The organism is Achromobacter sp. 2789STDY5608615 (genome assembly GCF_001298995.1).
Classification (GTDB): domain Bacteria; phylum Pseudomonadota; class Gammaproteobacteria; order Burkholderiales; family Burkholderiaceae_B; genus Achromobacter; species Achromobacter insuavis.
The window spans coordinates 76,445-101,859 of the sequence record NZ_CYTY01000007.1; the positions used below are offsets into that span (position 1 = coordinate 76,445).

24 protein-coding genes and 1 pseudogene are annotated in these 25,415 nt (G+C 70.6%); 10 read left to right on the forward strand and 15 right to left on the reverse strand.

Annotated elements, in window-relative coordinates:
- Positions 1–14: 14 nt before the first annotated feature.
- Positions 15–914, forward strand: coding sequence for an EamA family transporter (locus AOZ49_RS08290; protein WP_054429366.1), 900 nt, complete (start codon positions 15–17; stop codon positions 912–914).
- Positions 915–920: 6 nt separating this feature from the next.
- Here the strand turns inward: AOZ49_RS08290 and AOZ49_RS08295 are convergent, their stop codons facing one another.
- The 5 genes from AOZ49_RS08295 to AOZ49_RS08315 all read right to left on the reverse strand — a co-directional run bounded on the left by AOZ49_RS08295 (position 921) and on the right by AOZ49_RS08315 (position 7,525).
- Entirely contained in the window at positions 921–1,904 is a 984-nt protein-coding gene (locus AOZ49_RS08295; protein ID WP_054474856.1) for a Bug family tripartite tricarboxylate transporter substrate binding protein, read from the reverse strand.
- A gap of 111 nt (positions 1,905–2,015) precedes the next feature.
- Positions 2,016–2,801, reverse strand: coding sequence for a 2-oxo-tetronate isomerase (gene otnI / locus AOZ49_RS08300; RefSeq protein WP_054474857.1), 786 nt, complete (start codon positions 2,799–2,801; stop codon positions 2,016–2,018).
- Positions 2,802–2,874: 73 nt separating this feature from the next.
- Positions 2,875–4,890 carry a TonB-dependent receptor domain-containing protein gene (locus AOZ49_RS08305; protein WP_231690285.1) on the reverse strand — a complete coding sequence of 672 codons (2,016 nt, stop codon included), beginning with the start codon at positions 4,888–4,890 and terminating at the stop codon, positions 2,875–2,877.
- Positions 4,891–5,096: 206 nt separating this feature from the next.
- The gene (locus tag AOZ49_RS08310; RefSeq protein WP_054429363.1) at positions 5,097–6,194 is read right to left on the reverse strand and encodes a M14 family metallopeptidase; all 1,098 of its coding nucleotides are present in this window, start codon (positions 6,192–6,194) and stop codon (positions 5,097–5,099) included.
- Positions 6,194–7,525 (reverse strand): MFS transporter, encoded by a 1,332-nt coding sequence (locus tag AOZ49_RS08315; protein WP_054429362.1) that lies wholly within the window; start codon positions 7,523–7,525, stop codon positions 6,194–6,196. The genes AOZ49_RS08310 and AOZ49_RS08315 overlap by 1 nt, the downstream gene beginning before the upstream one ends.
- Before the next feature lie 138 nt (positions 7,526–7,663).
- Here AOZ49_RS08315 and AOZ49_RS08320 point away from each other — a divergent pair, with 138 nt between their 5' ends.
- A complete protein-coding gene (locus tag AOZ49_RS08320; protein WP_231690282.1) occupies positions 7,664–8,566 on the forward strand; it encodes a LysR substrate-binding domain-containing protein in 903 nt (300 codons plus the stop codon).
- A gap of 67 nt (positions 8,567–8,633) precedes the next feature.
- A complete protein-coding gene (locus tag AOZ49_RS08325) occupies positions 8,634–9,341 on the forward strand; it encodes a FadR/GntR family transcriptional regulator (RefSeq protein WP_054429360.1) in 708 nt (235 codons plus the stop codon).
- 74 nt (positions 9,342–9,415) lie between these two features.
- On the opposite strand, the gene otnK is transcribed toward AOZ49_RS08325, so the two are convergent.
- From otnK to AOZ49_RS08355, 6 genes are all read right to left on the reverse strand, one after another.
- The gene (otnK, locus tag AOZ49_RS08330) at positions 9,416–10,678 is read right to left on the reverse strand and encodes a 3-oxo-tetronate kinase (RefSeq protein WP_054429359.1); all 1,263 of its coding nucleotides are present in this window, start codon (positions 10,676–10,678) and stop codon (positions 9,416–9,418) included.
- Positions 10,675–11,586 carry an L-threonate dehydrogenase gene (gene ltnD, locus AOZ49_RS08335; protein WP_054474858.1) on the reverse strand — a complete coding sequence of 304 codons (912 nt, stop codon included), beginning with the start codon at positions 11,584–11,586 and terminating at the stop codon, positions 10,675–10,677. The genes otnK and ltnD overlap by 4 nt, the downstream gene beginning before the upstream one ends.
- Entirely contained in the window at positions 11,583–12,560 is a 978-nt protein-coding gene (gene denD / locus AOZ49_RS08340; RefSeq protein WP_054429357.1) for a D-erythronate dehydrogenase, read from the reverse strand. Before denD ends, ltnD begins: the two co-directional genes overlap by 4 nt.
- A complete protein-coding gene (otnI, locus tag AOZ49_RS08345) occupies positions 12,557–13,348 on the reverse strand; it encodes a 2-oxo-tetronate isomerase (RefSeq protein WP_054429356.1) in 792 nt (263 codons plus the stop codon). The genes denD and otnI (AOZ49_RS08345) overlap by 4 nt, the downstream gene beginning before the upstream one ends.
- Positions 13,349–13,415: 67 nt before the next feature.
- Positions 13,416–14,054, reverse strand: a complete 639-nt coding sequence (locus tag AOZ49_RS08350) for a 3-oxo-tetronate 4-phosphate decarboxylase (protein ID WP_054429355.1) — start codon at positions 14,052–14,054, stop codon at positions 13,416–13,418.
- Between the two features lie 139 nt (positions 14,055–14,193).
- Complete coding sequence (locus AOZ49_RS08355) at positions 14,194–14,631, reverse strand: hypothetical protein (RefSeq protein ID WP_054429354.1); 438 nt, start codon at positions 14,629–14,631, stop codon at positions 14,194–14,196.
- 193 nt (positions 14,632–14,824) lie between these two features.
- On the opposite strand from AOZ49_RS08355, the gene AOZ49_RS08360 reads away from it, so the two are divergent.
- Complete coding sequence (locus tag AOZ49_RS08360) at positions 14,825–15,262, forward strand: SecDF P1 head subdomain-containing protein (RefSeq protein ID WP_054429353.1); 438 nt, start codon at positions 14,825–14,827, stop codon at positions 15,260–15,262.
- A gap of 54 nt (positions 15,263–15,316) precedes the next feature.
- On the opposite strand, the gene AOZ49_RS08365 is transcribed toward AOZ49_RS08360, so the two are convergent.
- Complete coding sequence (locus AOZ49_RS08365) at positions 15,317–16,201, reverse strand: SDR family oxidoreductase (RefSeq protein ID WP_054429352.1); 885 nt, start codon at positions 16,199–16,201, stop codon at positions 15,317–15,319.
- A 97-nt stretch (positions 16,202–16,298) separates the two neighbouring features.
- On the opposite strand from AOZ49_RS08365, the gene AOZ49_RS08370 reads away from it, so the two are divergent.
- Positions 16,299–17,150: a helix-turn-helix transcriptional regulator gene (locus tag AOZ49_RS08370; RefSeq protein ID WP_054474859.1), complete on the forward strand. Its 852-nt coding sequence runs from the start codon at positions 16,299–16,301 to the stop codon at positions 17,148–17,150.
- Between the two features lie 184 nt (positions 17,151–17,334).
- On the opposite strand, the pseudogene AOZ49_RS08375 reads toward AOZ49_RS08370, so the two are convergent.
- A pseudogene (locus AOZ49_RS08375) lies at positions 17,335–18,024 on the reverse strand (alpha/beta fold hydrolase); the annotation flags it as partial.
- Positions 18,025–18,142: 118 nt separating this feature from the next.
- Between AOZ49_RS08375 and AOZ49_RS08380 the strand changes: the two are divergent.
- On the forward strand, positions 18,143–18,502 hold the full coding sequence (locus AOZ49_RS08380; RefSeq protein ID WP_054474860.1) for a MerR family transcriptional regulator: 360 nt from the start codon (positions 18,143–18,145) through the stop codon (positions 18,500–18,502).
- Between the two features lie 28 nt (positions 18,503–18,530).
- On the opposite strand, the gene AOZ49_RS08385 is transcribed toward AOZ49_RS08380, so the two are convergent.
- Positions 18,531–19,394: a LysR family transcriptional regulator gene (locus tag AOZ49_RS08385; protein ID WP_054474861.1), complete on the reverse strand. Its 864-nt coding sequence runs from the start codon at positions 19,392–19,394 to the stop codon at positions 18,531–18,533.
- A 96-nt stretch (positions 19,395–19,490) separates the two neighbouring features.
- A complete protein-coding gene (locus AOZ49_RS08390) occupies positions 19,491–20,318 on the reverse strand; it encodes an alpha/beta hydrolase (RefSeq protein WP_231690283.1) in 828 nt (275 codons plus the stop codon).
- Between the two features lie 527 nt (positions 20,319–20,845).
- Here AOZ49_RS08390 and AOZ49_RS08395 point away from each other — a divergent pair.
- The 4 genes from AOZ49_RS08395 to AOZ49_RS08410 all read left to right on the forward strand — a co-directional run bounded on the left by AOZ49_RS08395 (position 20,846) and on the right by AOZ49_RS08410 (position 25,246).
- A complete protein-coding gene (locus AOZ49_RS08395) occupies positions 20,846–21,853 on the forward strand; it encodes a quinone oxidoreductase family protein (RefSeq protein ID WP_054474862.1) in 1,008 nt (335 codons plus the stop codon).
- A 228-nt stretch (positions 21,854–22,081) separates the two neighbouring features.
- Positions 22,082–23,527 (forward strand): gluconate:proton symporter, encoded by a 1,446-nt coding sequence (locus tag AOZ49_RS08400; RefSeq protein WP_054474863.1) that lies wholly within the window; start codon positions 22,082–22,084, stop codon positions 23,525–23,527.
- An 11-nt stretch (positions 23,528–23,538) separates the two neighbouring features.
- Positions 23,539–24,402 carry a serine hydrolase gene (locus AOZ49_RS08405; protein WP_054429344.1) on the forward strand — a complete coding sequence of 288 codons (864 nt, stop codon included), beginning with the start codon at positions 23,539–23,541 and terminating at the stop codon, positions 24,400–24,402.
- A gap of 13 nt (positions 24,403–24,415) precedes the next feature.
- Positions 24,416–25,246 carry a carbon-nitrogen hydrolase family protein gene (locus tag AOZ49_RS08410; RefSeq protein WP_082380364.1) on the forward strand — a complete coding sequence of 277 codons (831 nt, stop codon included), beginning with the start codon at positions 24,416–24,418 and terminating at the stop codon, positions 25,244–25,246.
- Positions 25,247–25,415 lie beyond the last annotated feature (169 nt).

Here is a 25,415-nt window from a genome sequence, read left to right on the forward strand (position 1 = left end):
GCAGACGCCGCATCATGACCGCCGCCACCCTTCCCTCCGGACGCGATACGTCCGCCTCCACCCTGATGCCGACACTGTCGCTGATCGGCGCCATGGCCTCGCTGTGCATCGGCACGTCGTTCGCCAAGTCGCTGTTTCCCGAGGTGGGCGCGCAAGGCACCACGGCGTACCGCATCGTCATCGGCGCCATCATCCTGATCGCGTTCTGGCGTCCGTGGCGCTTTCCGCTGACCGCGCGCAACGCCGCCAAGATCGCGCTGTACGGCGTGACGCTGGCCTGCATGAACCTGCTGTTCTACATGGCGCTGCGCACCCTGCCGCTGGGCGTGGCCATCGCCATCGAATTCACCGGCCCGCTGACGCTGGCCGTGGTGCTGTCGCGGCGCGCCATCGACTTCGTCTGGATCGCCTGCGCGCTGGCCGGGCTGGTGCTGCTGATCCCGACCGGCCAATCCATGCACGACCTCGATCCCGCCGGCATCGGCTACGCGCTGGGCGCGGCGGTGTGCTGGGCGCTGTACATCATCTTCGGCAAGATGGCCGGCAACGTGCATGGCGGACAGGCCACCTCGCTGGGCCTGCTGGCGGCCACCATGGTGGCGCTGCCGGTGGGCGCGGCCCACGCCGGCATGGCGCTCTTGGACCCCAAGCTGATCCTGGCCGGCGTGGCGGTCGGCATCCTCTCCAGCGCCCTGCCCTATTCGCTTGAAATGGTGGCGCTGCGGCGCCTGCCGCAGAAGACCTTCGGCGTGCTGCTCAGCATGGAGCCCGCGATGGGCGCGCTGGCCGGCGTCATCGTGCTGAACGAACACCTGTCCGGCACGCAGTGGCTGGCGATCTGCGGCATCATCATCGCCTCGGCCGGCTGCGCCGCCACCGCGCGGCGGCAAAAGCGCGCGGCGGCCGCGGGCTAAGACCCGTCAATCCACCGAAATATTCTTCTGGCGGATCACCGCGCCCCAGTTCTCGTACTCGCGATGCGCGTAGTCGAAGAAGTCGTTCGACGAGCTGCCCATCGGCTCCATGCCCTGCAGCTTGAGCTGCTTGATCACCTCGGGTGACTTCAGCGCCGCCTGGATCGCGCCGCTGAGCCTGTCGACCACCGCCTTGGGCGTGCGCGCCGGCGCCACCACGCCCTGCCAGGCGGTGGCTTCCAGCGGCGGGCCGCCGGCCTCGCCGAAGGTGGGCACGTCGGGCAACTGCTCCGAGCGCTCGTTGGCCGGCACCGCGATGGCGCGCAGCTTGCCCGCCTGGATCAACGGCCGCGCGGCGGCCAGATCGGCCATCATCAGCGGCACCACGCCCGCCGCCACGTCCTGCAATGCCGGCGGCGTGCCCTTGTAGGGAATCGCGGTGGCCTTGCCGCCGAACTGGGACAGGAACAATTCCATCGCCAGATGGTGCGGGCTGCCCACGCCCAGCGAGGCGTAGCTGGCCTTCTTGTCGTCGGACAGGTACGCCATCACTTCCGGCATGTTCTTCAGATCGGAAGCCGGCGACGCCACCAGCACGATCGGCAGCGCCACCAGCGTCGAGACCGGCTTCAGGTCCTTCCACGGGTCATACGGCAGCTGCTTGTAGAGCCACGGGTTGAGCGACAGCGTGCTCATGCCGGCGGTCATCAGCGTGTAGCCGTCGGGTGCGGCGCGCGCGGTTTCCTGCGCGGCGACGATGGTGGCGGCGCCGGGGCGGTTCTCCACCACCACGGGCTGGCCCAGCGCCTGGCTCACGTGCTTGGCCACGATGCGGGTGGCCAGGTCACTGCCGCCGCCGGCGCTGAATGGCACCAGCCAGCGGATGGGATGCTCGGGAAATTCTCCGGCCAGCGCGGGCGCGGCCTGCGCGGCGAACGCCGCCACGGCCACGGTTCCCAGCGCGCGGCGGATGAAGCCTCTTCTGGACATGGGGTTGTCTCCTGGTATTCTGAATTTAATTAACATATTAACTATATTTTTGACGCCCGGCGAGCAGGACTGCGGCGACGATCATGGACGCGGCATCGGCGCGGCGCCGCATCAGCCGCGGGCCGCGGCCAGCCAGCGCAGGCCGGCCGAGGTGCCGGCGGCCGGACGGTACTCGCAGCCGATCCAGCCGCTGTAGTCCAGCCCGCGCAGCACCGAGAAGATCCAGCCGTAGTCCAGCTCGCCCCGGTCCGGTTCCTGCCGCAGCGGCACGCCGGCGATCTGCAGGTGTCCGACCCGCCCGGTGGGCAGGTACTGGCGCAGCTTGGCGGTGACATCGCCCTCGACGATCTGGCAGTGGTACAGGTCCATCTGCACTTTCAGGTTGGGCGCGTTGACGGCCTGCACCACCTGGTGCGCCTCGTCCTGGCGATTGAGGAAATAGCCGGGGATGTCGCGGGTGTTGATGGGCTCGATCAGCAGCGTCACGCCGACGGAACGCGCCTGGCGCGCGGCCCAGTCGAGGTTCTCGCGGTAGCAGTCCAGCATCTCGGCGCGCGTGACGCCGTCGGGCATCAGGCCCGCCATCACGTGGACCTGGGCGCAGGCCAGCACCGTGGCGTAGCCCAGCGCCTGCTCGATGCCGGCGCGGAATTCGTCCTGGCGGCCCGGCAACGCGGCCAGCCCGCGCTCGCCGCGCGAGGCCACGCCCGGCGGCGCGTTGAACAGGACTTGCGACACGCCGGCGGCATCCATGCGCTCACGCACGAACGCGGCCGGCGCTTCGTAGGGAAACATGCATTCCACGCCCGCGAAGCCGTCGGCCGCGGCGGCCGCGTAGCGGTCCAGGAACGCATGTTCCGGGTACATCATCGAGAGATTGGCGGCGAACTTCAGCATGGCGGACTCCGGGGCGGGCGGCATGCCTGGAAATTAGCATATCCGCCCGTCACGCCCGCCGCGCCGCGATCCCTCAATACGTCATGCGCACGCCCAGCATCACGCTGCGGCCCGGCAGCGGCGCGACCGACGAGATGAACGAAGCGTGGTTGTAGGCCAGCTTGTTCAGCAGGTTGGCGCCGCGCAGGAAGACCTCGTAGCCCGTCGCGCCGTAGCGGCCGCGATACGCCACCACGGCGTTGACCAGGTTGTAGCCCGGCGTGCTGTTCTCATACGCGGCGATGTCCTTCTGCGAGAACACGCGCGCGTACTCGACGCCGCCCGACCACTGCTGCCACTTGACGTTGCCGCGCAGGCCCGCGCGCGCCGCCGGAATCCGCGGCAGGTTGCCGTCGCCGCCAGTCAGCTTGCCGCGCACGTAGTCGCCGAACACCGCCGCCGAGAACACCGGTGTGAACTGGTGCCGCAGCTCGCCTTCCACGCCGGTGAATTCGGCGTCGCGCTGGGTGTACTCGATCAGGCGGAAATCCTCATAGCGGTCCAGCGTGTCGGCGTAGATGTAGTTCTTCACCTTGTTGTGGAACACGCTGGCCGAGAAGGTCGTGTCGCCCGCATGCTTGCGCAGCGTCAGGTCGATGTTGCGCGAGGTCTCGCGGCCCAGGCCGGTATTGCCCAGTTCGTAGGTGTTGGTGGCCAGGTGCACGCCGTCGGCGTACAGCTCCTGCGCGGTCGGCAGGCGTTGCGAGCGCGACAGCGACAGGGCCACCGAGTACTGCGGCGCGAAGTCCCAGATGGCGGCGGCCGACAACGACGTGCCCGACAGGCTGCTGCGCGGCGCGCCGCCGGCGGGCGCGATGCGCTGCCAGTCCTGGCGCGCGCCGAGTTCGAAGCGCCAGTCGTTCAACTGGTATTCCTCCAGCACGAACAGGCCGTTGGAACGAGTGCGGCTGCGCGGCAGGAACGCTTCCTCGCCGTCGGCGCGGAAGTCGCTGTAGGCGTTCTGCAGGCCGATCACGCCGCGCCAGCCGGCCAGCGGCTTGTGCTGCAGCTCGACCCGCAGGTCGTAGCCCTTGTTCTTGAAGCGGGTGCCGACCTGGCCGCCCTCGATCTCCTCGTGCTGGTAGTCGGTCAGGCCGCCGCGCACGCGGATCTTCTCGAAGCCGGCGAACGGGTCCTGGTATTCGGCGCGCAGGTCCAGACGGTCGCTGCGCAGCTTCACATAGGGCACGCCGCCGTGCGCGTGGTCATGGTCGTGATCTTCGTGATCGCCATCGCCATGGTCGTGGTCGTGGCCGCCGCAATGCAGGTGGGTGCCATGCGGATGGCAACCCTCGTACTCGTGATTGTGGCCGGGCAGGCCGTACTTGCTTTCCAGGTGCGTGAACGCCAGGCCCACGTAGCCGCGCGGCGTGATCCACGACAGGCCGACCGAGCCCTGCGTCGATTCACTGTAGGAGCCGGCCAGCTTGCCGCCGGGCCAGTCCGGCACGTCGTAGTCGCTGGTGCGCCGCTTCATGCCTTCGACCCGCACCGCGAACTGGCCTTCGCCGGCGGTGATGCCGATCGCGCCGGCGCGCTCCTTGGTGCCGGTGGCGCCGCGCAGCTCGGCTTCCATCTCCACGCCCTTCTCGGGCACGGCGGTGGGAATCTTCTTGTCCACCACGTTCGCCACGCCGCCGATCGCGCCGCCGCCATACAGCAGCGCGGCCGGGCCGCGCAGCACTTCGATGCGTTCGGCCAGCAGGGGCTCGACCGTCACCGCGTGGTCCGGCGAAATGCCGGAGGCGTCCATCACCTCGGAACCGTCGGACAGCACCTTGACGCGGGGCGCGGTCTGGCCGCGGATCACCGGCCGGCTGGCGCCGCCGCCGAAGGTATCGCTGTTCACGCCCGGCAGGCTCTTCAGGGTCTCGCCCAGCGTGCCGGCGCGCCGCTCGACCAGTTCATCGCCTTCCAGCACGGAGGCCGGCAGCATGGTGCTGTTCAGGTCCAGGCCCAAGGGATTCGCGGACACCGTGATCGGCGCCAGCGTGCGATGGCGCGACGGATCGGCCTCGGTCTCGGCCTGCGCCACCGGCGCGGCCAGCATCAGCGAGCAGACCAGCGGCTTGAGCGCCCGCGCGCCGTTCCTGCGCCGCGCCGCCACCGCGCCGCGCTTGCCCCGGGTTCCCTGCAATCCCTGCGTCTTGCCTGTCATCTTTACCCTCATGGATGTTATATCATTACAAATAGCTGAAGGATGATATAACATTTCGATGACAAAGCAAGCCGATCCCCTGGATCGGCCCTGATACCTCAGTCCGCCGCGGCCTCCAGCCCCAGCACGGCCTGCAGTACTGCCACCCGGCTTTGCCCCAGCACCGCGCCATGCCAGTCCGGCGCGTCGCAATAGAACGCGTCCAGCGTGGCCTGCAGGATCTGGTCGCGCAAGGCCGCCGGCGCATCGGGATGCGCGCGCAGCCAGTTGCGTCCGCGCAGCGCGTCCACCACCTGTTCCGACGGCTGCGTGCCGTACTCCAGCGCCATCAGCGTCGGCACCGCATCCGGGCAGGCCTGGTAGGCCAGCCCGGCCAGATGGCCGGTGATGTCCACCGAGGCCGATGTGCCCTGGTAGGGCACGGCGATATCGGCGCCCCACCAGCGGCGCGCGCGCGCCACTTCGGCCTCGTCGCGGCGGCCGGCATAGATCTTCTCGCCGTGTCCGCGCGGCCCCAGCCCGGTATGCACGTCGATCCAGCCGATCTGCGCATGGCCGGCGGCGTGCTCTTCAAGAATGCGGCGCAGGTTGCGCAGGGACGCGGCCGGGCGGTCGCCGCCATAGAACAGGCCGTCCGCGTGCGTGTACTGCCCGCGGGTCACGGCCTGCTTGAAGGCCGCCAGGCCATGCTCGCCAATGTAGGCGGCGATCTGTTCGCGGTTGGCGTCCGACGGCGGCCATTGCGCCGGCAGCAGCAGCTCATGGATCCGGCCGTAGCCGGGGTTGGCCGGCAGCGGCTGGCCGTCGAACGGCTGCGCGTTGCGGTTCAGGTCGACGTTGCCTTCGTCGGTGCGCGCGATCCACGAAAAGCCATGCGGGTTCACCGCGTGCACCAGCAGCAGCGCCACGCCGGCCTGGCGCGCGCGGTCCAGCATCTCGGCGTCGTCCAGCAACGCCAGCTGGCACCCCGAGCCACAGAAGCCTTCCACGCCATGGGTGGCGGAGGTCATGATCAGCAGCCGCCTGGCGCCGGCATCGCCGATCAGGGCGACATCGGTGGCCAGGTCCTCGCCCTCGCGCCCCTTGGGCTCGATGGCATAGGACGCGAAACGCGTCGCCAGCGGCCGGGCGGCGGCGGTGAAGCGCTCGCGCGCCAGGGCATAGCTGCGGGAAAAGTAAGGGCTAGCGGATTGCATCAGGCCTCCTGGTTGTCGATATCGTCGCCGGTGCGGTCGCGTATCCAGAACAGCACCACCGTGGAAAGCGCCACCGCCACCATCAGGTACCAGGCGGGCGCCATGGGATTGCCGGTCACGTGCAGCAGCCAGGTCACGAAGAACTGGGCGAAGCCGCCGAAGACGGAAATCCCCAGACCGTACACCACCGACATGCCCGTGGTACGCACGGCTTTCGGAAACAATTCGGGCAGCATGGTGATGCCCGGCGCGGATTGCAGCGCCAGCAGGATCGACAGCAGCCCCACCACCAGCATCAGCCGCGCGCTGCTGGGGGCCGCGATCAACCACTGGAAGCACGGCAGCAGCACCGCCACCGTCGTCACGCGCGACCAGAAGATCACGCGCTTGCGCCCCACCCGGTCGGCCAGCATGCCGACCAGCGGCGCGAACAGGAAGCCGACCGCGCCCACCACCACGCTGGCCGACAGCGTCGAGGTCGCCGGCAGGCCAAGTTCGCGATGCGCATACGAGGGCATGTAGAAGCCGATGATCTGCGCGCACACCATGCCGCCGATCATCAGCAGGATGCCCTTGGCGACCTCGGTCTTGTGTTCGGCGAACACGCGGCGCAGCGGCTGGTGGCCCACGGCGCGCGGCCGGCCGCCAGCCGGCTCGTCGACGTGCAGCGTCTCTTCGAGATTGCGGCGGATGTAAGCGCCCACCGGCACCGTCAGGATGCCGATCACGAACGGCACGCGCCAGCCCCAGGCCTGCATCTGCTCGGCGGTCAGCGCGGCGGTCAGCGTGCCCACCACCACGGCGCCCAGCGCCACGCCGAGCGACTGGCTGCCGAATTGCCAGCTGGAATAGAAGCCGCGCCGCGTGGGCGGCGCGTGCTCGACCAGCAGCGTGGTCGACGCGCCCACCTCGCCGCCGGCGGCAAAGCCCTGGATCAGCCGCGCCAGCACCATCATCACCGGCCCCAGCAGCCCCATCTGCGCATGCGTGGGCGCGGCGGCGATCAGCGCACAGCCCAGGCCCATCAGCCACAGCGTCAGCGTCATGGCGGCGCGGCGGCCATGGCGGTCGGCGTAGGAGCCGATCAGCATGCCGCCCACCGGCCGCATCAGGAAGCCGACGCCGAAGGTGGCCGTGGTCAGCAACAGTTGCCCATAGCCGGAGGCCGCCGGAAAGAACAGCGGCCCGATGACCAGCATCAGGAAGGTGAATACGGTGAAGTCGAAGAACTCGAGCGCATTGCCGATGGTGGTGCCGGCGATGACCCGCCGGCGCATGGAAGGCGTATGCAGGCTGCGCGCGCCGGCGCCGGCCGCGATGGCGATAGACATGTTTTCCCCTTGATGTCCGATCCGTCTCCGCCGGTCCGTGTGCCGGTATCCGTGCGGTGCTAGTGAATATACGGATGGCGGGCGAAACGCAAAAGACAGTATTTTTGCTGCAGCGATGACTTTTGCTTATACCCCACCGTGCCCGCTCCGATGAACCTGCGCCAGCTGCGCGCCTTCGTGCTGATCGCCGAGCACGGCAGCATCCGCGCCGCCGCGCGCGCCCTGTGCGTGACGCAGCCGGCGGCCACGCGCAGCCTGCGCGAACTGGAACAGAGCCTGGGCGCGGAATTGGTGCGGCGCAGCGCCAAGGGCGTCGAGCTGACGCCCTACGGCCAGGCGCTGCACAAGCGCGCCGTGCTGATCCTGCAGGAAGCGCGGCGGGCGCAGGAAGACATCGACCAGATGCGCGATGGCGAGGGCGGCACGCTCAACCTGGCCATCAGCTCGTCGGTGCTGCCGATCCTGCCGACGGCGCTGGCCGCGTTCCGCGCGCGCATGCCGCGCGTCGCCGTGGCCTTCCATGAGGTCGCGCCGCCCTACAGCCACGAACAGCTGGAAACCGGCCGCTATGACCTGGTGGTGCAGACCGAATACGACGGCGACATCTACGACGGCTTCGCCCGCACCACGCTGTTCACCCTGCCGCTGGCGGTGGGCGCGCGCGCCGACCATCCCCTGCGCCACGCGACCGACCTGGCCGAGCTGAGCGACCTGCTGTGGCTGATGCCGGGCAATACGCAGACGCCCACCAACCTGCTGCGGCTGGCCTACTCCGAACGCGGCCTGCCGCCGCCCGCCGACGTGATTCCCTGTCAATCCATTGCCATCGCCCTGGCGATACTGGGCCAGAGCGACGCCGTGGGTTTCTTCGTGCGCAACGGCTTGCATCGCGTGCTGGCGCCGACGTCGCTGTGCATCCTGCCGCTGGCGCATCCGCTGCCCGCGGCGCGGGTGTCGATCCTGACGCGGGCGGATTCGCCGCCGACGCCGGCCGCGCAGTATTTCATCGACTGCCTGAACCGCGCCCGCGCGGCGGCGTGAGCCGGCGGGTTATCATGAGCCCCCCATCCCAGAGCCACGTCCCGCCCGCCTTGCGCGGCCCCATGCCATGGCGTTTCCCCGACTCCACACGCCCCCCACGCTGACCGATACGGTGGCCAAGCAGCTGCTCGCCGAGATCGACGCGGGCCGCGTGCTGCCTGGCGAAAAACTGCCCACCGAAACGCGCCTGGCCGAGCAGTTCGGCGTCAGCCGCACCGTCATCCGCGAAGCGGTGTCGCGGCTGCGCCAGGACGGCATCGTCGAGGCGCGCCAGGGCAGCGGCGTGTTCGTCACCGGCCAGGGCGGCCAGCGCGCGCTGCGCATCGACGCGGCCGAACTGTCGTCGCTGGACGCGGTGCTGCACATCGTCGACCTGCGGCGCGCGCTCGAAACCGAAATCGCGGCGCAGGCCGCGGCCCAGCGCAGCAAGCGCGACATGGCGGCCATCGACGACGCGCTGGCGGCCATTGCCGCCGCGGTCGAGCGCGGCGGCGACGGCGTCAAGGAAGACGTGGCCTTCCACCGCTGCATCGCGCAGGCCACCGGCAACCCCTACTTCCTGGCCACCCTGGCGTTCGTCAGCCAATACCTGGAAGCCGCCACCCGCGTCACGCGCGGCAACGAGGCGCGCCACGCCGACCAGATGCGCGCGGTGCTGCAGGAACACGCCGCCATCGCGGATGCCATCCGCCGCCAGGACGTGGAGGCGGCGCGCGAAGCCGCCCGCATCCACATGGTCAACGCCGCCGGACGCCTGCGCCAGGCACATCGCTGAGGCGGCTCGTCAATCCGCCTGGTTGAAATGCGGCCTCAATAGGCACCGCCAATACGCGCAGTCAATGCGCGCCGTCAGGCGTCCTGGCCGAAGGCCCGCGTGAAGAAATCCACGCCGCCGAAATTGCCTGACTTCAGGGCGATGCTGATGCGCGCCCCCACCGCCTGCGCCTGGCCCGCGCACCACGGCACCCCCGGATCGATCTGCTCGCCGATGGCCAATTGCGTCAGGCCCAGCGCCTGCACCACCGCGCCCGAGGTCTCGCCGCCGGCCACGATCAGCTGCCGCACCCCGAGCCGCGCCAGGCCCGCCGCGATCCGCGCGATCGCGTCCTCGACCAGCGCCCCGGCGCGCGCCGCGCCCAGGCTGGCCTGGGTCGCCTGCACGGCGTCGGGCCGGGCGGTCGAATAGATCAGTACCGGGCCATCGGGCAGGCGCGGCGCGGCCCAGGCCAGCGCCTGCGCCACCACGTCGTCACCCGCGGCGATGCGCAGCGGATCGAGCGCCAGCGCCGGCCCGCCCGCCGCGATGAACGCGGCGACCTGGCCCTGGGTCGCGATGGAGCAACTTCCCGCCACCACCGCCTGCGTTCCCGGCTCGCGCGGCAGGCCGGCGGCCGCGCCCCGCGCCAGCCCCCAGTTGCCGGGCAGGCCGATGGCCACGCCCGAGCCCGCCGTCACCAGCGGCATGCCCTTGAGCGCCGGCCCCAGCGCCAGCAGGTCATCATTGGAAATGGCGTCGACGATGGCGATCTCCACGCCCTCGCGCCGCAACGCATCGATGCGGCCTCGAATCGCCTCGGCGCCACGCGCCACCACCGCATAGTCGATCAGGCCGACCTTGCGCCGGGTCTGCGCCGACAGCACGCGAACCAGGTTGGCGTCGGTCATCGGCGTCAGCGGATGATGCTGCATGCCCGATTCATTCAGCGGTACGTCGCCGGCGAACAGGTAGCCCTTGAACACCGTGCGCTTGTTGTCCGGAAAGGCCGGCGTGGCGATGGTGAAATCGGTGCCGAGCGCCGTCATCAGCGCGTCGGCGACCGGGCCGATATTGCCCTGCGTCGTGCTGTCGAAGGTCGAGCAGTACTTGAAATAGATCTGCTCGGCGCCCTGCGCCCGCAGCCATTCGAGCGCGGCCAGCGACTGCGCCACCGCGTCGGCGGCCGGCAAGGTGCGGGTCTTCAGCGCCACCACGACCGCGTCGGCGGGCGTCTCCAGCGCGCCGTCGGGCACGCCGATGGCCTGCACCGTGCGCATGCCGGCGCGCACCAGGTTGTTGGCCAGATCGGTGGCGCCGGTGAAATCGTCGGCGATGCAGCCCAGCTTGATCGTCATGCGGACTCCGGCAAGGTGATTCCGGGAAAGATCTTGATGACCGCGCTGTCGTCCTCGCGCCCGTGTCCGGCGGCCGACGCCTGCATGAACATCTGGTGCGCGGTGGACGCCAGCGGCAGCGGAAACTTGCTGTGGCGCGCGGTGTCCAGCACCAGTCCCAGGTCCTTGACGAAGATGTCCACCGCCGACAACGGCGTGTAGTCGCCCGCCAGCACGTGCGCCATGCGGTTCTCGAACATCCAGCTGCTGCCGGCGCTGTGGGTGATGACCTCGTACAGCGCATCGGCATCGACCCCTTCGCGCAACCCCAGCGCCATGGCTTCGGCGGCGGCGGCGATATGCACGCCGGCCAGCAGCTGGTTGATGATCTTGACCTTGCTGCCCGCGCCGGCGCGGTCGCCCAGCCGGTAGACCTTGCCCGCCATCGCGTCCAGCACCGGCCCGCACGCCGCGTAGGCGGCCGGCGCGCCGGCGGTCATCATGGTCATCTCGCCCGCCGCGGCCTTGGCCGCGCCGCCCGAGATCGGCGCATCCAGGTACAGCACGCCCAGGGCCGCCAGGCGCGCCTCCAGCGCGCTCGACCAGGACGGATCCACGGTCGAGCACATCACGAACACGCTGCCGGGCCGCAGGGCCGCCGCCAGATCGCCGTCGCCGAACAGCACGCTCTCGGTCTGCTGCGCGTTCACCACCACGCTGACCACCACGTCGCAGGCCGCGGCCAGCGCCGCCAGCGTGTCGCAGGCCACGCCCCCCCCCTGTTCGGCGAACGCCGCCGCCACGCCCGGCCGGATATCGTAGGCATGCACCCGATGGCCGGCGCGCCGCAGGCTCTGCGCGATGCCCGCGCCCATGGCGCCCAGGCCGATCACGCCGACATCGCGCGCGGCTTCCTCATGATGGCTCATACCGTTCCCCGCAAGTCGTCGCCGATGTAGGCGCGGATGATCTCGGCGAAATCGCTGTCGCCTTCCAGGCCCAGTTGCGTGGCCCGCGCCGTGTCCCAGCGCCCCGGCCAACTGCCGACGATGGCCTGCACCCGCGCATCGGCCTGCCAGCTGATGCGGTCGGCGACCGCATCGCCCGCGATCTCGCGCAGCGCCCGCGCCATGTCGGCGGCGGTCACCGACACGCCCGGCAGATTGATCGGCCGGCGATCGGCCACCGCGGCCGCGTCCAGCTCGCAGCCCGCGATCAGCGCCTGCACCGCGCGCCGCGGCGACAGCAGCCACAGGCGCGTGTCCGGCCCCACCGGGCAGGCCGCCGGCTCGCCATTGAGCGGCTCGCGGATGATGCCGCTGGCGAACGACGAGGCCGCCGCGTTGGGCCGGCCCGGCCGCACGCTGATGGTCGGCAGCCGCAGCGCGCGGCCATCGACGAAGCCGCGCCGCGTGTAGTCGGCCAGCAGCAGCTCGGCGATCGCCTTCTGCGTGCCGTAGGAAGACTGCGGATTGAGCGCGGTGTCGTCGCGCACCGTCTCCGGCAACGCGCCGCCATAGACCGCGACCGAACTGGTGAACACCACGCGCGGCCGGTGGCCACGCTGGCGGCAGGCCTCGAGCAACGCCCGCGACGCATCCAGGTTGATGCGCATGCCCAGGTCGAAATCGGCCTCGGCCTGGCCGCTGACGATCGCGGCCAGGTGGAACACCGCCGCCGTGTCGGCGCCGATCAGGGCATCCAGGACCGCCGGGTCGGCGATGTCGCCCTGGACCGAGCGCACGCGGGTGTCGTTGATGGCGTCGGTGCGCGTGACGTCCAGCAGGTCGATCTGCGTGATGGGTTCGGGCGCGCCGCCCAGCGCCAGCCTTCCCTGCTCCAGCAGCTTGCGCGCCAGGCGCTGGCCGAGGAAGCCCGCGCCGCCGGTGATCAGTATCTTCATCGCTCGCCTCCCGCGAGATAGGGTCGGGCCCACGCCAGGCCCGCCGACGTCGCGCCCTGGGGCCGGTATTCGCAGCCGACCCAGCCCGTGTAGCCCAGGGAGTCGATCAGCGCCAGCAGGTAGGGGTAATTGAGTTCGCCCAGGTCCGGTTCGTGCCGGTCCGGCACCCCGGCGATCTGGATATGGCCGATGCCCGCCATGTCGCGGCGCAGCTTGACCGCCAGGTCGCCCTCGACGATCTGGCAGTGATAGCAATCGAATTGCACGCGCAGGTTGTCGGCGCCGACCTCGGCGCGGATGGCCTGCGCCTCGTCCTGGCGGGTCAGGAAGAAGCCGGGCATGTCGCGCGGGTTGATCGGCTCGATCACGATGGTCACGCCGGCCGAGGCGGCGGCGCGCGCCGCGCTTTCCAGATTGCGCAGGTAGACCTCGCGGTGGGCGGCGCGGTCGCTTCCCGGCGCCACCAGGCCCGCCATCACGTGCAGCCTGCGGTTGCCCAGCGCCGCCGCATATTCCAGCGCCAGATCCAGCCCGCGGCGGAACTCGTCCTCGCGCCCCGGCAGCGCGGCGATGCCGCGCTCGCCCGCCGCCCAGTCGCCGGGCGGCGCATTGAACAGGGCCTGCGACAGGCCGTGGCCATCCAGCCGCGCGCGGATCTCGGCGGCGGCGAATTCGTAGGGGAACAGAAACTCCACCCCCTGGAAGCCGTCGCGCGCGGCCGCGCCGAACCGGTCCAGGAAAGCGTGCTCCGCATACATCATGCTCAGGTTCGCGGCCAGGCGCGGCATCTCGTCGTCTCCGTAGGTTCGCGGTCCGCGTCCACGCGGACCGCCGGCGCGCGGGGCGCCCGTCGTATCAGTAGCGCGCGCCGAAGGTGGCGCGCAGTTCCTCGATGGCGTCCTCGGACAGCGGCGCGGGGCGCGGATCGGACATCAGCCACAGCCGCGCGGTCTCTTCCAGTTCCTCCAGCGCATAGGAGGCATGCGACACCGAGCGTTCCCACACCACCGGCCCGAGACGCTCAAACAGCGCCCCGCGCACCTGCGCGGCCAGCGCCGCCACCTGCGCCGCCGCCACCGGATCGCCGGGGCGGCGATAGGGAATCAGCGGAATGCGCCCGACCTTCATCACCTGGTACGGCGTGATCGGCGGCAACACCTCGTCCTCGCGCCACACGCCCGCCAGCGTCAGCGCGACCAGATGGGTCGAATGGGTGTGCACGACGCCGCGCGCGGCGGGGTCGGCCTGGTAGATGCCCTGGTGCAGCGCCAGGGTCTTGGAGGGCTTGGCGCCCGAGACCCAGTTGCCGGCCAGGTCGACCTTGGCCAGCTCGGCCGGGTCCAGGCGGCCCAGGCAGACATCGGTGGGCGTGATCAGCCAGCCGTCGTCCAGCCGGGCGCTGATGTTGCCGGCCGCGCCGACGGTGTAGCCGCGCTGGTAGAGGCTGGCGCCGACCGTGCAGATCTCCTCGCGAATGCGGGTTTCCGGGGTCATCGCGCGCTCGCCACGAGGCGGCCGCGGGCGGCGGAAAGCGGGTACGGCATGGGGAACTCCCGGGGCTTATTCATATGGTCATCATACAAATTTTGCCGAAAATCCCGGTATCGGGATTACCCGGAATGCCCCGCCGGATTCAGACCGAGTAGTGGTAGTTGCAGTTGACCGTGGCCTTGAGCGGCTGATTCGCGCCCGGTCCGCCCGGACGCGGCCCGGTGAGCTTGGCCTGGAAGGTGCCCACCACGGCGCCGGTGCCATCCTTCTTGACCGCCACGCTGGCCGGCAGCGCATACAGCGTCAACGGCCAGACCTCGTCCGGCGCCACCAGGGTGAAGACGCCCAACGGAAAATCCGACACGACATAGGCGGGATCCCGGTCCGCGTCGAATCCCAATGTGGCGCCGACATACGTCAGCGTCAGCTTGAGCTCTTCCGAAGACGGCGACGGGATGACGCCGCGCAGCGCGACCTTGCCGCTCTCCGACACACACGACAGTTCGGCGGGCGCCGAACCCGCGTGGGCAACGCCCGCCAGCAGCAGACAGGACAGGAACCAGGGGGCATGCAGCTTCATGGGACGGGTTTCCTCGGAGCGGCCGGCGGATCCGCGGCCTGGGACGATCATCGAGCCGACATATTAGCGGCCAACAATCCGCGCTCAAAGGCCGGCGGCAGGCAATGCCAGCGTTCGCATACAAGTCGTAATATGCGGCGCCGCCGATCGGGCTAGGATGCCGGCATCGATCCGTCCGTTTCCCGGAGCCCCCATGAGCGCCTTCCGATCCCTCGCCTGCGCCGCCCTGCTGCTGGCCGCCGCCGCCTCCCACGCCGAGACCGTGGCCCTGCGCGCGCAGAGCGCCACGCCCGGCATCGAACCGCAGACCAAAATGCGCTTCGTCGACGTGGTGCTGCAACCCGAGAGCCGCCAGGTCCTGGCCGACTTCACCCGCAACCGCGTCGGCAAGCGCGTGCAGTTGCGGTCGAACGGCGTGCTGCTGTCCTCGGCCACGCTGCAAAGCCCGCTCGAGGGCGACAGCTTCCGCATCGTCGCCGGCGAGCACGGCTTTGGCGGCAAGTCCGCCGACGACATCGCCAAGGGCATCATGTCCGGCGGCGGCCTCACCGTGGACGACGAAAGCGGCGCCGCCAACGACGCCGGCGCCCGCCCGACGCGGCGCGCGCCGGGGTCGGATTCCGGCGGCTGACGCCGCCCACGGCGGCGCGTCCGGCCTGGACGTCGCCAGCCTTGGCCCCGCGCCTCAGACCGGCAACTGTGCCAGGCTGTCGAGCAGCCCCGGCCCCGTCGGCCGCCATCCCAGCCGGTCGCGCGTAGCCGCGCTCGAGGCCGACATGTCATGGCCGACGAAGTGCGACAGCCAGCCGAAATGCGCGGCCGCCGCCGCCTCGTCCATGCGGATCACCGGCACGCCCAGGCGGTCGCCGATGGCCTGCGCGATATCGCGGAACGGAATGGGCGACTCGGCCGTGGCGTGATAGCGCGCGCCGGCCTCGCCGTGTTCCAGCGCCGCGCGGTACAGCCGCACCGTGTCCGACACATGGGCCGCCGACCAGCCGTTGGCGCCGTCGCCGACATAGCCCGACACGCCCCTGGCCCGCGCCAGCGCCACCATCTCGGTCACCAGCCCCTGCTTCTCGGTGTCATGGATCTGCGACAGGCGCACCACCGACACGCGGACGCCGCGCGCCAGCAATTCCTCGCCCGCCAGCTCCGACGCCTTGCGCGGATTCGGATGCGCCGGATTGAAATGGTCCTCGGTGGCCGGCTGGCCGGGCGCCGCGCTGCCCATCGGCGTGCCCGAGGTGATCAGCAGCGGCCGCGCCGACCCCTGCAACGCCTCGCCCAGCGCGAGAATGACGCGCCGGTCCTTCTCGCAGTTGGCCACGAAATGGGCGAAGTCGTGGTCGAAGGCGGTATGGATCACGGCGTCGCAGGCGGACGCGCCGCGCCGCAGGCTGTCCAGGTCCTCGATGTCGCCGGCGTGCGCGTCGGCGCCCGCCAATTGCAGCGCCCGGGCGCCGCGGTCGGAGCGGGCCAGGCCAAGCACCTGGTGCCCCGCGTTGATGAGTTCGGGCACGATTTTCGAGCCGATGAAGCCGGTCGCGCCGGTCAGAAAGATGCGCAAGATCGCTCTCCTGGGTTGTCAGGCTGCCATCATGCGACGCCGATCTATCCTGTTAAAGTAGTGAGCTTATAGGGGTATATATCTCAACTGGCTGGCCATGACATCGCCCACCGACAACCCGCTCGGCGCCTACCTGAAGGACCGCCGCGGCCGGCTCGACCCGGCCGCGTTCGGCTTCACCGCCAGCCGCCGCCGCACGCCGGGCCTGCGCCGCGAAGAGGTGGCGCAGCTCTCGAACATCAGCGCCACCTGGTACACCTGGCTCGAACAGGGCCGCGGCGGCGCGCCCTCGGCCGACGTGCTCAACCGCATCGCCGCCGGCCTCATGCTGACCGAGGCCGAGCGGCATCATCTGTTCCTGCTGGGCCGTGGCCATCCCCCGGACGTCAAATACCAGTCGGCCCAGGGCGTGACGCCGCGCCTGCAGCGCCTGCTGGACGCGCTCGAAATCAGCCCCGCCATCATCCGCACCGCCACCTGGGACGTGGTCGCCTGGAACCGCGCGGCCGCGGCCGTCCTGACCGACTACGGCGCCCTGGCGCCCGAGCAGCGCAACATCCTGCGGCTGGTCTTCTGCAATCCCCGCGTGCGTCAGGCGCAGGACGATTGGGAGGGCATTGCCCGTTTCGTGGTGGGCGCCTTTCGCGCCGACGTGACCCGCGCCGGCGCCGCCTCCGAAGTCGCCCGGCTGGTCGAGGAATTGAGCCGCGACAGCGCGGAATTCGCGGCGCTGTGGCGCGACAACGACGTGCGCGTCCACGGCGAAGGCACCAAGCGCCTGCGCCACGCCCGCGCCGGGCTGCTCGAACTGGAATACTCCGGGTTCTCGGTCGACGGCCGGCCGGACCTGTCCATGGTGGTCTATCACCCCGCCTCGCCGCAGGCCGCCGATCGCATCCGCGCGCTGCTGGCGTCAACGCCCGTTGGCGGCGTCGATGAATCCCGCTAGATCGCGGTTGAAGCGCTCGGCCTCCTCCAGGAATGGCGCGTGTCCCGACGCCGCATACACCGTGGCCTGCAGGCGCGGATTCAGGCGCCTGGCGCGCTCCAGCGACGGCTCGACGCGCACCAGCGCATCGCGCGCCCCGTAGATCAGCCACAGCGGCTTGCGCATCGCGCCCAGGCCTTCGCGCGCCGCGATCGTCATCCGCGGCACCGCGGCCTGCATCCCGGGCGACGCCAGCGCGGCATTGGCCAGCAGCCGCTCGAATGTCACCGTGTCGGGCTGCGTCGCGAAGCACAGCGCCAGGAACGCGCGCTCGGCGTCCAGGTGCGTCTTCAGGTCGCTCGACGCCATGCCGCGATACACCTCGGGATGCGGCGCGATCTGGCTGGCTTCCAGTTCGATCACGCCCCCCCACGTAGACCGCGCCGGCGATGTCCGCGTCGCCATGCGCGGCCAGGTAATTGGTCGTCACGGCCGCGCCCAGCGACCAGCCCACCAGCACCGGCCGGCGCACGCCCGACGCCGCGATCACGGCCGCCAGGTCATCGGCCCAGCGGCGCCCGTCGGTGTAGGCCAGCGGCGCGGTCGGCTGGCCCGACTGGCCATGGCCGCGCAGGTCGTACGTGATCAGGCGGTAGCGCTGCAGCAACGGGCTGGATACTTGCGCGTCCCAGCTGAGGCGGCTGCCGAGCAGGCCGTGGACGAACACCACGGCGGGGCCGGCCGGATCGCCGGACTCCTGGATGGCCAGGGTCACGCCGTCGGGCGCGACGGCGGTGTACTGGCGGCTGTCGGCATGCGCCGCGGCGCTCGCCAGGAGCAGCGCGGCAGCCGCCAGCAGGCGGCGGAAACAACGGAAAAACAAGGGGCCCGGCATGGGACTGACTCCTGGATGACAAAAGGGGAATCACAGTCTCAACCGTCACACCGGTGTTAGAGTCAAGCGGTCGTTTCGTGAAGATATGCCATGACGCCCCCCGCCCGCCGCCAAGCCGATGTCGATCGGCGCCCTAGCCCGCGCAACCGGCGCCAGCCTGCGCTCGATCCGCCATTACGACGCGCACGGCCTGCTGGCCTCCTCGCGCGCCGCCAATGGCTACCGCAGCTTTGCGTCCGCGGCGGTCAGCCAGGTACGGCAGATCCAGCGCCTGATCGCGACCGGCTTCAGCCTCGCCGAAATCCAGGGCTTTCCCGATTGCATGCGCATGATCGAAGGCGCGGCGGCCTGCCCGGAAACCTCCGACGTGCAGCGCCAACGGCTGGCCTCGGTCGAACGGCAGATCGCCGACCTGGAACGGCGCCGCGCCCGACTGCGCCAGATGCTGGCCGAGGGCGCCACGGCCCCCGGGAAATAGCCGCCCGCGGTCACGCCGTTCACGGCGGTCAAGCGCGCAAGCGCGGCTCCTGCTGCACGCACGCCACCAGGAAATCCATCACCGCCTTGACCGCGGGCGACCGGCGCAGATCCGGAAACACCGCCAGCCAGAGATCGCGCGAGGGCGCCTCGCCCTCCACCGCCAGCCGTTGCAGCATGGCGTCGCTGTCACCGACGATCGTCGGCAGCACCACCGCGCCCAGCCCCGACCGCGCCGCCATCTGCTGCGCCGCCAGGTCGCTGGCCGCGAACACCACCGGCCGGTGGCGGCGGATCTGGTGCAACCAGGCCTGCTGCGGCAGCGCATCGCCGCTTTCGTCGTACGCGATGAAGCGCCACTGGTCGGCGGGCTGCTCGCCGAACCCGGGACTGCCGTACAACGCGAAGCGCACCACGCCGATCTTCCTGCGCACCAGCGCCTCCTCTTCCGGACGCACGGTGCGCAGCGCGATGTCGGCCTCGCCCCGGTCCAGCGCCACCCGCGACCGCGACGGCAACAGCACCACATTGAGTTTCGGATGCCGCTCGCGCAGCGCGGCCATGCGCGGCGCGAGGCAATGGCTGGCCAGCGACGGCGGCGCGCTGACCCGCACCGTGCCGGCCACCTCGATCGAGGCAATGCGCGACAGCTGCTCGACGCCCGTGGCGATCTCGGTCATGGCGCCGGCCAGGCGCGCCAGCGCGCGGCCGTCCTCGGTCAGCGGCCGGCTGCGCGGCAACCGGTCCACCAGCCGCAGGCCCAGCGATTTCTCCAGCGCGTCGATGCGGCGTCCCACGGTGGCATGCTCGACCTGCAACTCGCGGGCGGCCGCCGACAACGATTGGGTGCGGGCCAATACGGTGAAGTAATACAGGTCCTGCCAGTCGAACATCGGATTACCTGCTCACGAAGAGAAAGATCTTGTGGGAGAAAATTCCCGGATCCTGATTCCGTTTTTACCATGCGCCGTCCTGACGCCTGGGCACGCCTACGGTTCGACGGCGACCTGCAACGCGTGCGCCAGCGACACCCGCAGCATCTCGCCATGGCCGAACTGCGGGAACGCCTCGTAGCGGGCATCCGCGCCGCCCTCACGCAGGCCGGCCACCATCGCGCGCACGGCAGGCTGCAGGTCGATCGGCGTGCCATCCGGCCGCGTCGACGGCGCATCGGGCCGCTGGCGCGCCGGATCGCGCGGCCGGGTGCCCGCCAGCACGATCACGCGCTTGCCGGCCGCGCGCCGCGCATCGAAGCGGTCCCACTCCCGCAGCAAGGCGCCGTCCGCCCACCAGGCCGAGGGGTCCCCCGTGATGTAGCGCGCGAACGTGTCCGGCTGCGTGAACAGCACATGCAACGCGAACAGGCCGCCATAGGAATGGCCCCACAGGTATTCGCGCTTCACGTCGACCGCGGCGCGCCCGCGCACCAGCGGCTTGACCCGTTCCCGCAGGAAAGCCAGGAACACGTCGGCGCCGCCGCCCGCGCGGCCCAGCACCACCGGATCCGGCTGCCGCACGCCCTGCTCGAACACGGGCGGCGTGTAGTCATAGGCGCGCGCAACCACGTCGTTGCGCGTCGGCACGTCATAGCCCACGGCCACCAGCACCGGCGCGCCGGCCGCGCCCAGCCGGGCCAGATCGGCGTCGGTCAGCGTGGCCAGCGCCGCGTTGCCGTCCAGCAGGTACAACACCGCGCTGCCGCCAGCCGGCGCGGCCTGGCGCGGCACGGCGATCTGGATGCGGTAATGGCGCTTGCCATCGGCCGAATCGAGGCGATGCGTTTCAAAGCGATAGACCGTCGACGGCCGATCGGCCACGGTTTCGCCGACGAGCTGGTCCCCGCGCGCGGCCGGTGCGCCGGCGGCGGAGGGCGTCCGCGCCGGTATCTGCGCCGGTATCTGCGCCGGTATCTGCGCCGGTATCTGCGTTGGTGCCTGTGTCTGCGCCTGTGCCTGCGCCCCCAGGCTACCGAAGACACCGCTGAACATGGCGGCCTGGCAAAGACGGAACAGGGTGCGGGAGGACATCGGCTTCTCGGAATCATGCGCGCCGGCAGGCGCGGGCCTGGCGGCAACAGGGGAAACAACGCGGCGCGCCAGCACGGCTGGCGCCTGCCGCAGGATAGCCCAGACAGGAACGCGACTCGATCCTGCTTTTCAGGCCAAGGCCGCGTCCGATCCGGCGCCTCCCGGGCCGGCGCGCCTGGATCTCACCCGTTCCGATCATTTCCGCACGGACCCCGTGAATTCCTGGGGAATTCCCAGACCGATTCACGCCTTCTACGATGGCTGGCACTGATCGGCGCGACCACGCGCCCGCCCCTCCCCACAAGGAATCCTTCGCAGTGAAAGCCATCCTGATAGAACGCTACGGCGGCCCCGAGGTCCTGCGGCTACGCACGGACCATCCCATGCCGGACGCCGCCCCCGGCCACGTGGTGGTGCGGGTCGCCTACGCCGGCATCAACTTCATGGACGTGCACACCCGCCAGGGCAAGTACGCGGCCTCCGCCACCTACCCCGTGCGCCTGCCCTGCACCCTGGGCATGGAAGGCGCTGGCGACATCGTCGCGGTCGGCGCCGACGTCACGCACCTGGCGCCGGGCGACCGCGTCGCCTGGTGCATCGCCTGGGGCAGCTATGCCGAGTACGCCAGCGTGCCGGCGGCCAAGGTCGCGAAGATCCCCGACGCCATCCCGTTCGACCTGGCCGCCGCCGCGATCTTCCAGGGCGCCACCGCGCACTACCTGGTCGAAGACATCGCCCGGCTCGGCCCCGGCAGCACCTGCCTGATCCACGCGGCCTCGGGCAGCATCGGCCAGTTGCTGGTGCAGATGGCCGCGCGGCGCGGCGCCACCATCTTCGCCACCGCCAGCAGCGCGCAGAAATGCGCCGTCGCCCTCGCGCGCGGCGCGCATCACGCCCTGCCCTACGACGATGGCCGCTTCGCCGACCGCATCCGCGAGGCCACCGGCGGCGCGGGCGTGGACGTGGTGTTCGACGCGGTCGGCAAGACCACCCTGCGCGACAGCTTGCGCGCCTGCCGCACGCGCGGACTCGTCATCAACTACGGCAACGTCTCCGGCTCGGTCACCGACCTGGACCCGATCGAACTGGGCGAGGCCGGCTCGCTGTTCCTGACGCGGCCGCGCCTGGCCGACCACATGCGCGACGGCGCCACGGTGCAGCGCCGCGCCGACGCGGTATTCGGCGCGCTGCTCGAAGGGTCGCTCGATATCGCCATCGAAGGCCGCTACGAGATGGAAGACGTGCAACGGATCCATGCCCGGCTCGAGGCGCGCGAACAGATCGGCAAGTCCGTGATGCGCGTCGGGGCCGCGCATCACACATAACCTTTGGTTATGGTCACACCCGCACCACTCATTTGAACCTGTCGCCCGTCGCGCCCACACTCTCACCGTCCAGCGCCGGGCCGCCCGATGCGGCCTGGCGACCTGGGCATGGGACCGCTGGGCATCCACGCCTGCCGCACCGCAGGACGGGATCACAACAATAGGCCGACACCGCCGGATGCGCAGCGCGTCACGGCCTGGCCACAAATCGATAGGGACGGAGAAGACATGACTTCATTGGCACAGACGGCGGTGGCGCCACGCCCGCCCGCCGGCGGCTCGCTGCACCCGCGCCGGCGCAATGCCGCCATCGCGGTATTCCTGGTGGGCCTGGCGATCGCGCTATACACCCATTTCACCCTGCCCGGCCAGACCAGCCTGTGGGGCCTGACGCCCGTGCTGGTGTTCGCCATCATCGCGCTGCTGGGCGTGGACATCGTGCTGTCCACCATCGCCGCCATCGTGCTCGGCGCCATCATGACCGGCACCACGCCCATCGCCATGGGCAAGCTGCTGGCCGACTCGCTCGGCTCGTTCATCGCGGTGGTCGGCCTGATCATCGTGCTGGGCGCCGGCGTGGGCGAAGTCGCCGCGCGCACCGGCGCCGCGGAACAGATGGTGCGCGCCATCGTGCGCCGCATCGGCCTGTCGAACCAGGTGCGCGTGCGCCTGGGCATCATGGTGACCTCGACCCTGATCTGCGGCGCCCTGGGCACCCTGGCCGGCGGCAACGCCATCATCGCCGCGGTGGTCATCCCGATCGCCGCCGCCGTGCGCCTGTCGCCGCCCACGGTGGCCGCCCTGTTCCAGACCGCGGGCTCCGCCGGACTGGTGCTGGGCCCCTTCACGCCCAACGTGGTCACGGTGACCGGCCTGACCGGACTGAGCTATCCGCAGTACCTGATGGTGGCGGGCATCCCGATGGCCGTGGCGACGCTGCTGGCCGGCTGGTTCATGTCGGGCCGCATCCAGAAAAAGACCGAGGCCAGCCACCAATACGAGGAAGCGGGCGCCGGCGCGGCCGCCTTCGACCTCGATGCGGCCCCCTCGCGCAGCGCCGTGCGGGCGGCGTGGGCGTTCTGCCTGACCATCGTTCTCCTGGCGATCGTCGGCGTGCTCGCCAAGGCGGGTTATGCCTTCGCCATCATCGTCATGGTGGCGCTGGCCACCACCACCGGACTGGCCGGCGGCATGGGTCCGCGCGCGATCCTGCAGGCGATGTACGCGGGCGCCGGCAAGCTGATCTGGATCTTCTTCCTGTTCTGGCTGTTCAATCCGGTGCTGGTGCTGGTGGACCAGCTCAACGCCTACCACGCCGTGCTGGAGCTGGCGAAGCCGCACCTGGCCGGCATCAGCGGCGCCATGCTGTGCGTCATCGTGCTGTGGTTCAACGTGATCGGCCACATCCCCGGCGCCGCGGTCGCGCAGATGACCTTCACCGCGAAGATCTTCGGCCCGCTGCTGGCGGCCGCCGGCGTCGGCCCCGCCGCCACCACCGCGGCCATCCTCGGCAGCTCGCAGATCGACTGGTTCGGCCCATTCCCCACCTCGGACATGTTCGGCCAGATGGGCCTGGCGCGCTCGGGTGAGCTCAAATACATGCTCTACAACGGATGGGCGGTGATCCTGGTGAACCTCTGCCTGTTCTCGTCCCTGTTCTTCTTCCTGGTCTGAGGAGATCGACCATGTTCCCATTGGGATCGCAGCCGCTGGACCACCATGCCTTGCGCCAGCACGTCGACGCGGCGCTGGCGCCCCTGCTGGCGGCCACGCCCGCGCGGGTCTCGCTGAGCCTGCGCGACCTGGATGGCGGCGTCGTGCTGGCGCGCCAGGCCGACCGCGCGCAACCGTCGGCCAGCATCATCAAGATCCCCATCCTGCTGGCGCTGCTCGAAGCCGTGGCCGGCGGCCGCTACACGCTTGGCCAGCCGCTGGTGCTGCCCGCCTGCGCCGACCGCGCCGGCGGCACCGGCATCCTGGCCCAGTTGCCCAGCGTCACCATCCTGTCGCTGGCCGAACTGGCGCGGCTGATGATCGTGCTCAGCGACAACGTCGCCACCAACGCGCTGATCGAGCTGCTGGGGTTCGACGAGATCAACCAATGGAGCCAGCGCGCCGGACTGCCGGCGAGCCGCCTGCAGCGCCGCATGATGGACGCCGCCGCGCGCGAGGCCGGCCGCGACAACTTCACCAGCGCCGACGACGCCACGGCCGCGCTCTGCTGGCTGCTGCGCGACGGCATGCTGCCCGCGCCCCTGCGGACCTTCGCGCTCGACCTGCTGGCCGACCAGCGCGAACGCGCCCACTTCGGCGCCGCGCTGCCCGCGCCGGCCCATCTGGCCAGCAAGGCCGGCCAGTTGCCGGGCCTGCGCCACGATGCCGGCATCCTCACCGTGGCCGACCGCAGCGTGGTGCTGGCGGTGCTAGCCGACGGTTTCACCGATTGGCAGACCGCGCACACGCTCCAGGGCGGCGAAGGCGCCGCGCTGCTGGGCCAGATCGCGCGCGCCGTCGCGCTGGGGCTGCAGGCCCAGGCGCGGGAACACTGACAAGGAAACCCCCATGTCCATCCGAGTCGCAGCCATCCAGCTCGACAGCCGCGGCGACCGCGACGCCAACCTGGCGGCGCTGGAACACGCGATCACGGCCGCGGCCAACGACGGCGCCAGGTTGATCGTCACGCCCGAATACAGCGACGTGCGCGGCGCCCCATCCACGCTGCGGGCTGCCGCCAGCCCGATTCCCGGCGAGGTCACCGCGCGCCTGGCCGCGCTGGCGCAACGCCACGCCTGCTGGATCCACCTGGGTTCGATGCATGAACGGCTGGCGGGCCAGGAGCGGCTCGGCAACACCGGCGTCACCTTCGCCCCGGACGGCAGCATCGCCGCCGCCTACCGCAAGGTCCACCTGTATGACGCGGTGGTCGACGGCACGCCCTACCGCGAATCCGCCGACTTCGCGCCGGGCGCCCATCTGCAGACGGTCGAGGCCGCCGGCCTGACGCTGGGCCTGAGCATCTGCTACGACCTGCGCTTCGCCGAGCTCTACCGCGCGCTGCGCGGACGCGGCGCCAACGTGCTGGTGGTGCCCGCGGCGTTCAACCTGCACACCGGGCGCGACCATTGGGAAACCCTGCTGCGAGCCCGCGCCATCGAAAACCAGTGCTACGTGATCGCCGCCGCGCAGATCGGCGGCGACGGCCCGGGCCTGCCCTGCCTGGGGCGCAGCATGATCATCGACCCCTGGGGCACCGTGCTGGCCTGCATGCCGGACCGCACCGGCCACATCACGGCCGACCTCGACCCGGAACGGGTGGCTACCCTGCGCGCCGGCCTGCCGGCCTGGGAGCATCGCCGCACGGATCTCTATGACGGCAGCGCCATGAAGGACTGACCTTCGCGCCACCGGGACACGCGCCAGCGGGTGCCATGTCGGGAAAACACGGTTGACTGTACTTGTATAGGCAAGTACAAAAGACTCCCTCCGACATTGCACTTTCTGGAACGTGTCCATGAATGCAACGCAGTGCGCTACGCCATCGTTTTCCCGCGCCCTTGCCGGG

What these genes read in the sequence shown, in the direction of transcription:
- AOZ49_RS08290 (WP_054429366.1), top strand. Translation starts at nt 15, where the DNA reads ATGACCGCCGCCACCCTTCCCTCCGGACGCGATACGTCCGCCTCCACC.
- AOZ49_RS08295 (WP_054474856.1), bottom strand. Translation starts at nt 1,904, where the DNA reads ATGTCCAGAAGAGGCTTCATCCGCCGCGCGCTGGGAACCGTGGCCGTG.
- otnI (WP_054474857.1), bottom strand. Translation starts at nt 2,801, where the DNA reads ATGCTGAAGTTCGCCGCCAATCTCTCGATGATGTACCCGGAACATGCG.
- AOZ49_RS08305 (WP_231690285.1), bottom strand. Translation starts at nt 4,890, where the DNA reads ATGCTGGCCGCGCCGGTGGCGCAGGCCGAGACCGAGGCCGATCCGTCG.
- AOZ49_RS08310 (WP_054429363.1), bottom strand. Translation starts at nt 6,194, where the DNA reads ATGCAATCCGCTAGCCCTTACTTTTCCCGCAGCTATGCCCTGGCGCGC.
- AOZ49_RS08315 (WP_054429362.1), bottom strand. Translation starts at nt 7,525, where the DNA reads ATGTCTATCGCCATCGCGGCCGGCGCCGGCGCGCGCAGCCTGCATACG.
- AOZ49_RS08325 (WP_054429360.1), top strand. Translation starts at nt 8,634, where the DNA reads ATGGCGTTTCCCCGACTCCACACGCCCCCCACGCTGACCGATACGGTG.
- otnK (WP_054429359.1), bottom strand. Translation starts at nt 10,678, where the DNA reads ATGACGATCAAGCTGGGCTGCATCGCCGACGATTTCACCGGCGCCACC.
- ltnD (WP_054474858.1), bottom strand. Translation starts at nt 11,586, where the DNA reads ATGAGCCATCATGAGGAAGCCGCGCGCGATGTCGGCGTGATCGGCCTG.
- denD (WP_054429357.1), bottom strand. Translation starts at nt 12,560, where the DNA reads ATGAAGATACTGATCACCGGCGGCGCGGGCTTCCTCGGCCAGCGCCTG.
- otnI (WP_054429356.1), bottom strand. Translation starts at nt 13,348, where the DNA reads ATGCCGCGCCTGGCCGCGAACCTGAGCATGATGTATGCGGAGCACGCT.
- AOZ49_RS08350 (WP_054429355.1), bottom strand. Translation starts at nt 14,054, where the DNA reads ATGACCCCGGAAACCCGCATTCGCGAGGAGATCTGCACGGTCGGCGCC.
- AOZ49_RS08355 (WP_054429354.1), bottom strand. Translation starts at nt 14,631, where the DNA reads ATGAAGCTGCATGCCCCCTGGTTCCTGTCCTGTCTGCTGCTGGCGGGC.
- AOZ49_RS08360 (WP_054429353.1), top strand. Translation starts at nt 14,825, where the DNA reads ATGAGCGCCTTCCGATCCCTCGCCTGCGCCGCCCTGCTGCTGGCCGCC.
- AOZ49_RS08370 (WP_054474859.1), top strand. Translation starts at nt 16,299, where the DNA reads ATGACATCGCCCACCGACAACCCGCTCGGCGCCTACCTGAAGGACCGC.
- AOZ49_RS08380 (WP_054474860.1), top strand. Translation starts at nt 18,143, where the DNA reads ATGTCGATCGGCGCCCTAGCCCGCGCAACCGGCGCCAGCCTGCGCTCG.
- AOZ49_RS08385 (WP_054474861.1), bottom strand. Translation starts at nt 19,394, where the DNA reads ATGTTCGACTGGCAGGACCTGTATTACTTCACCGTATTGGCCCGCACC.
- AOZ49_RS08400 (WP_054474863.1), top strand. Translation starts at nt 22,082, where the DNA reads ATGACTTCATTGGCACAGACGGCGGTGGCGCCACGCCCGCCCGCCGGC.
- AOZ49_RS08405 (WP_054429344.1), top strand. Translation starts at nt 23,539, where the DNA reads ATGTTCCCATTGGGATCGCAGCCGCTGGACCACCATGCCTTGCGCCAG.
- AOZ49_RS08410 (WP_082380364.1), top strand. Translation starts at nt 24,416, where the DNA reads ATGTCCATCCGAGTCGCAGCCATCCAGCTCGACAGCCGCGGCGACCGC.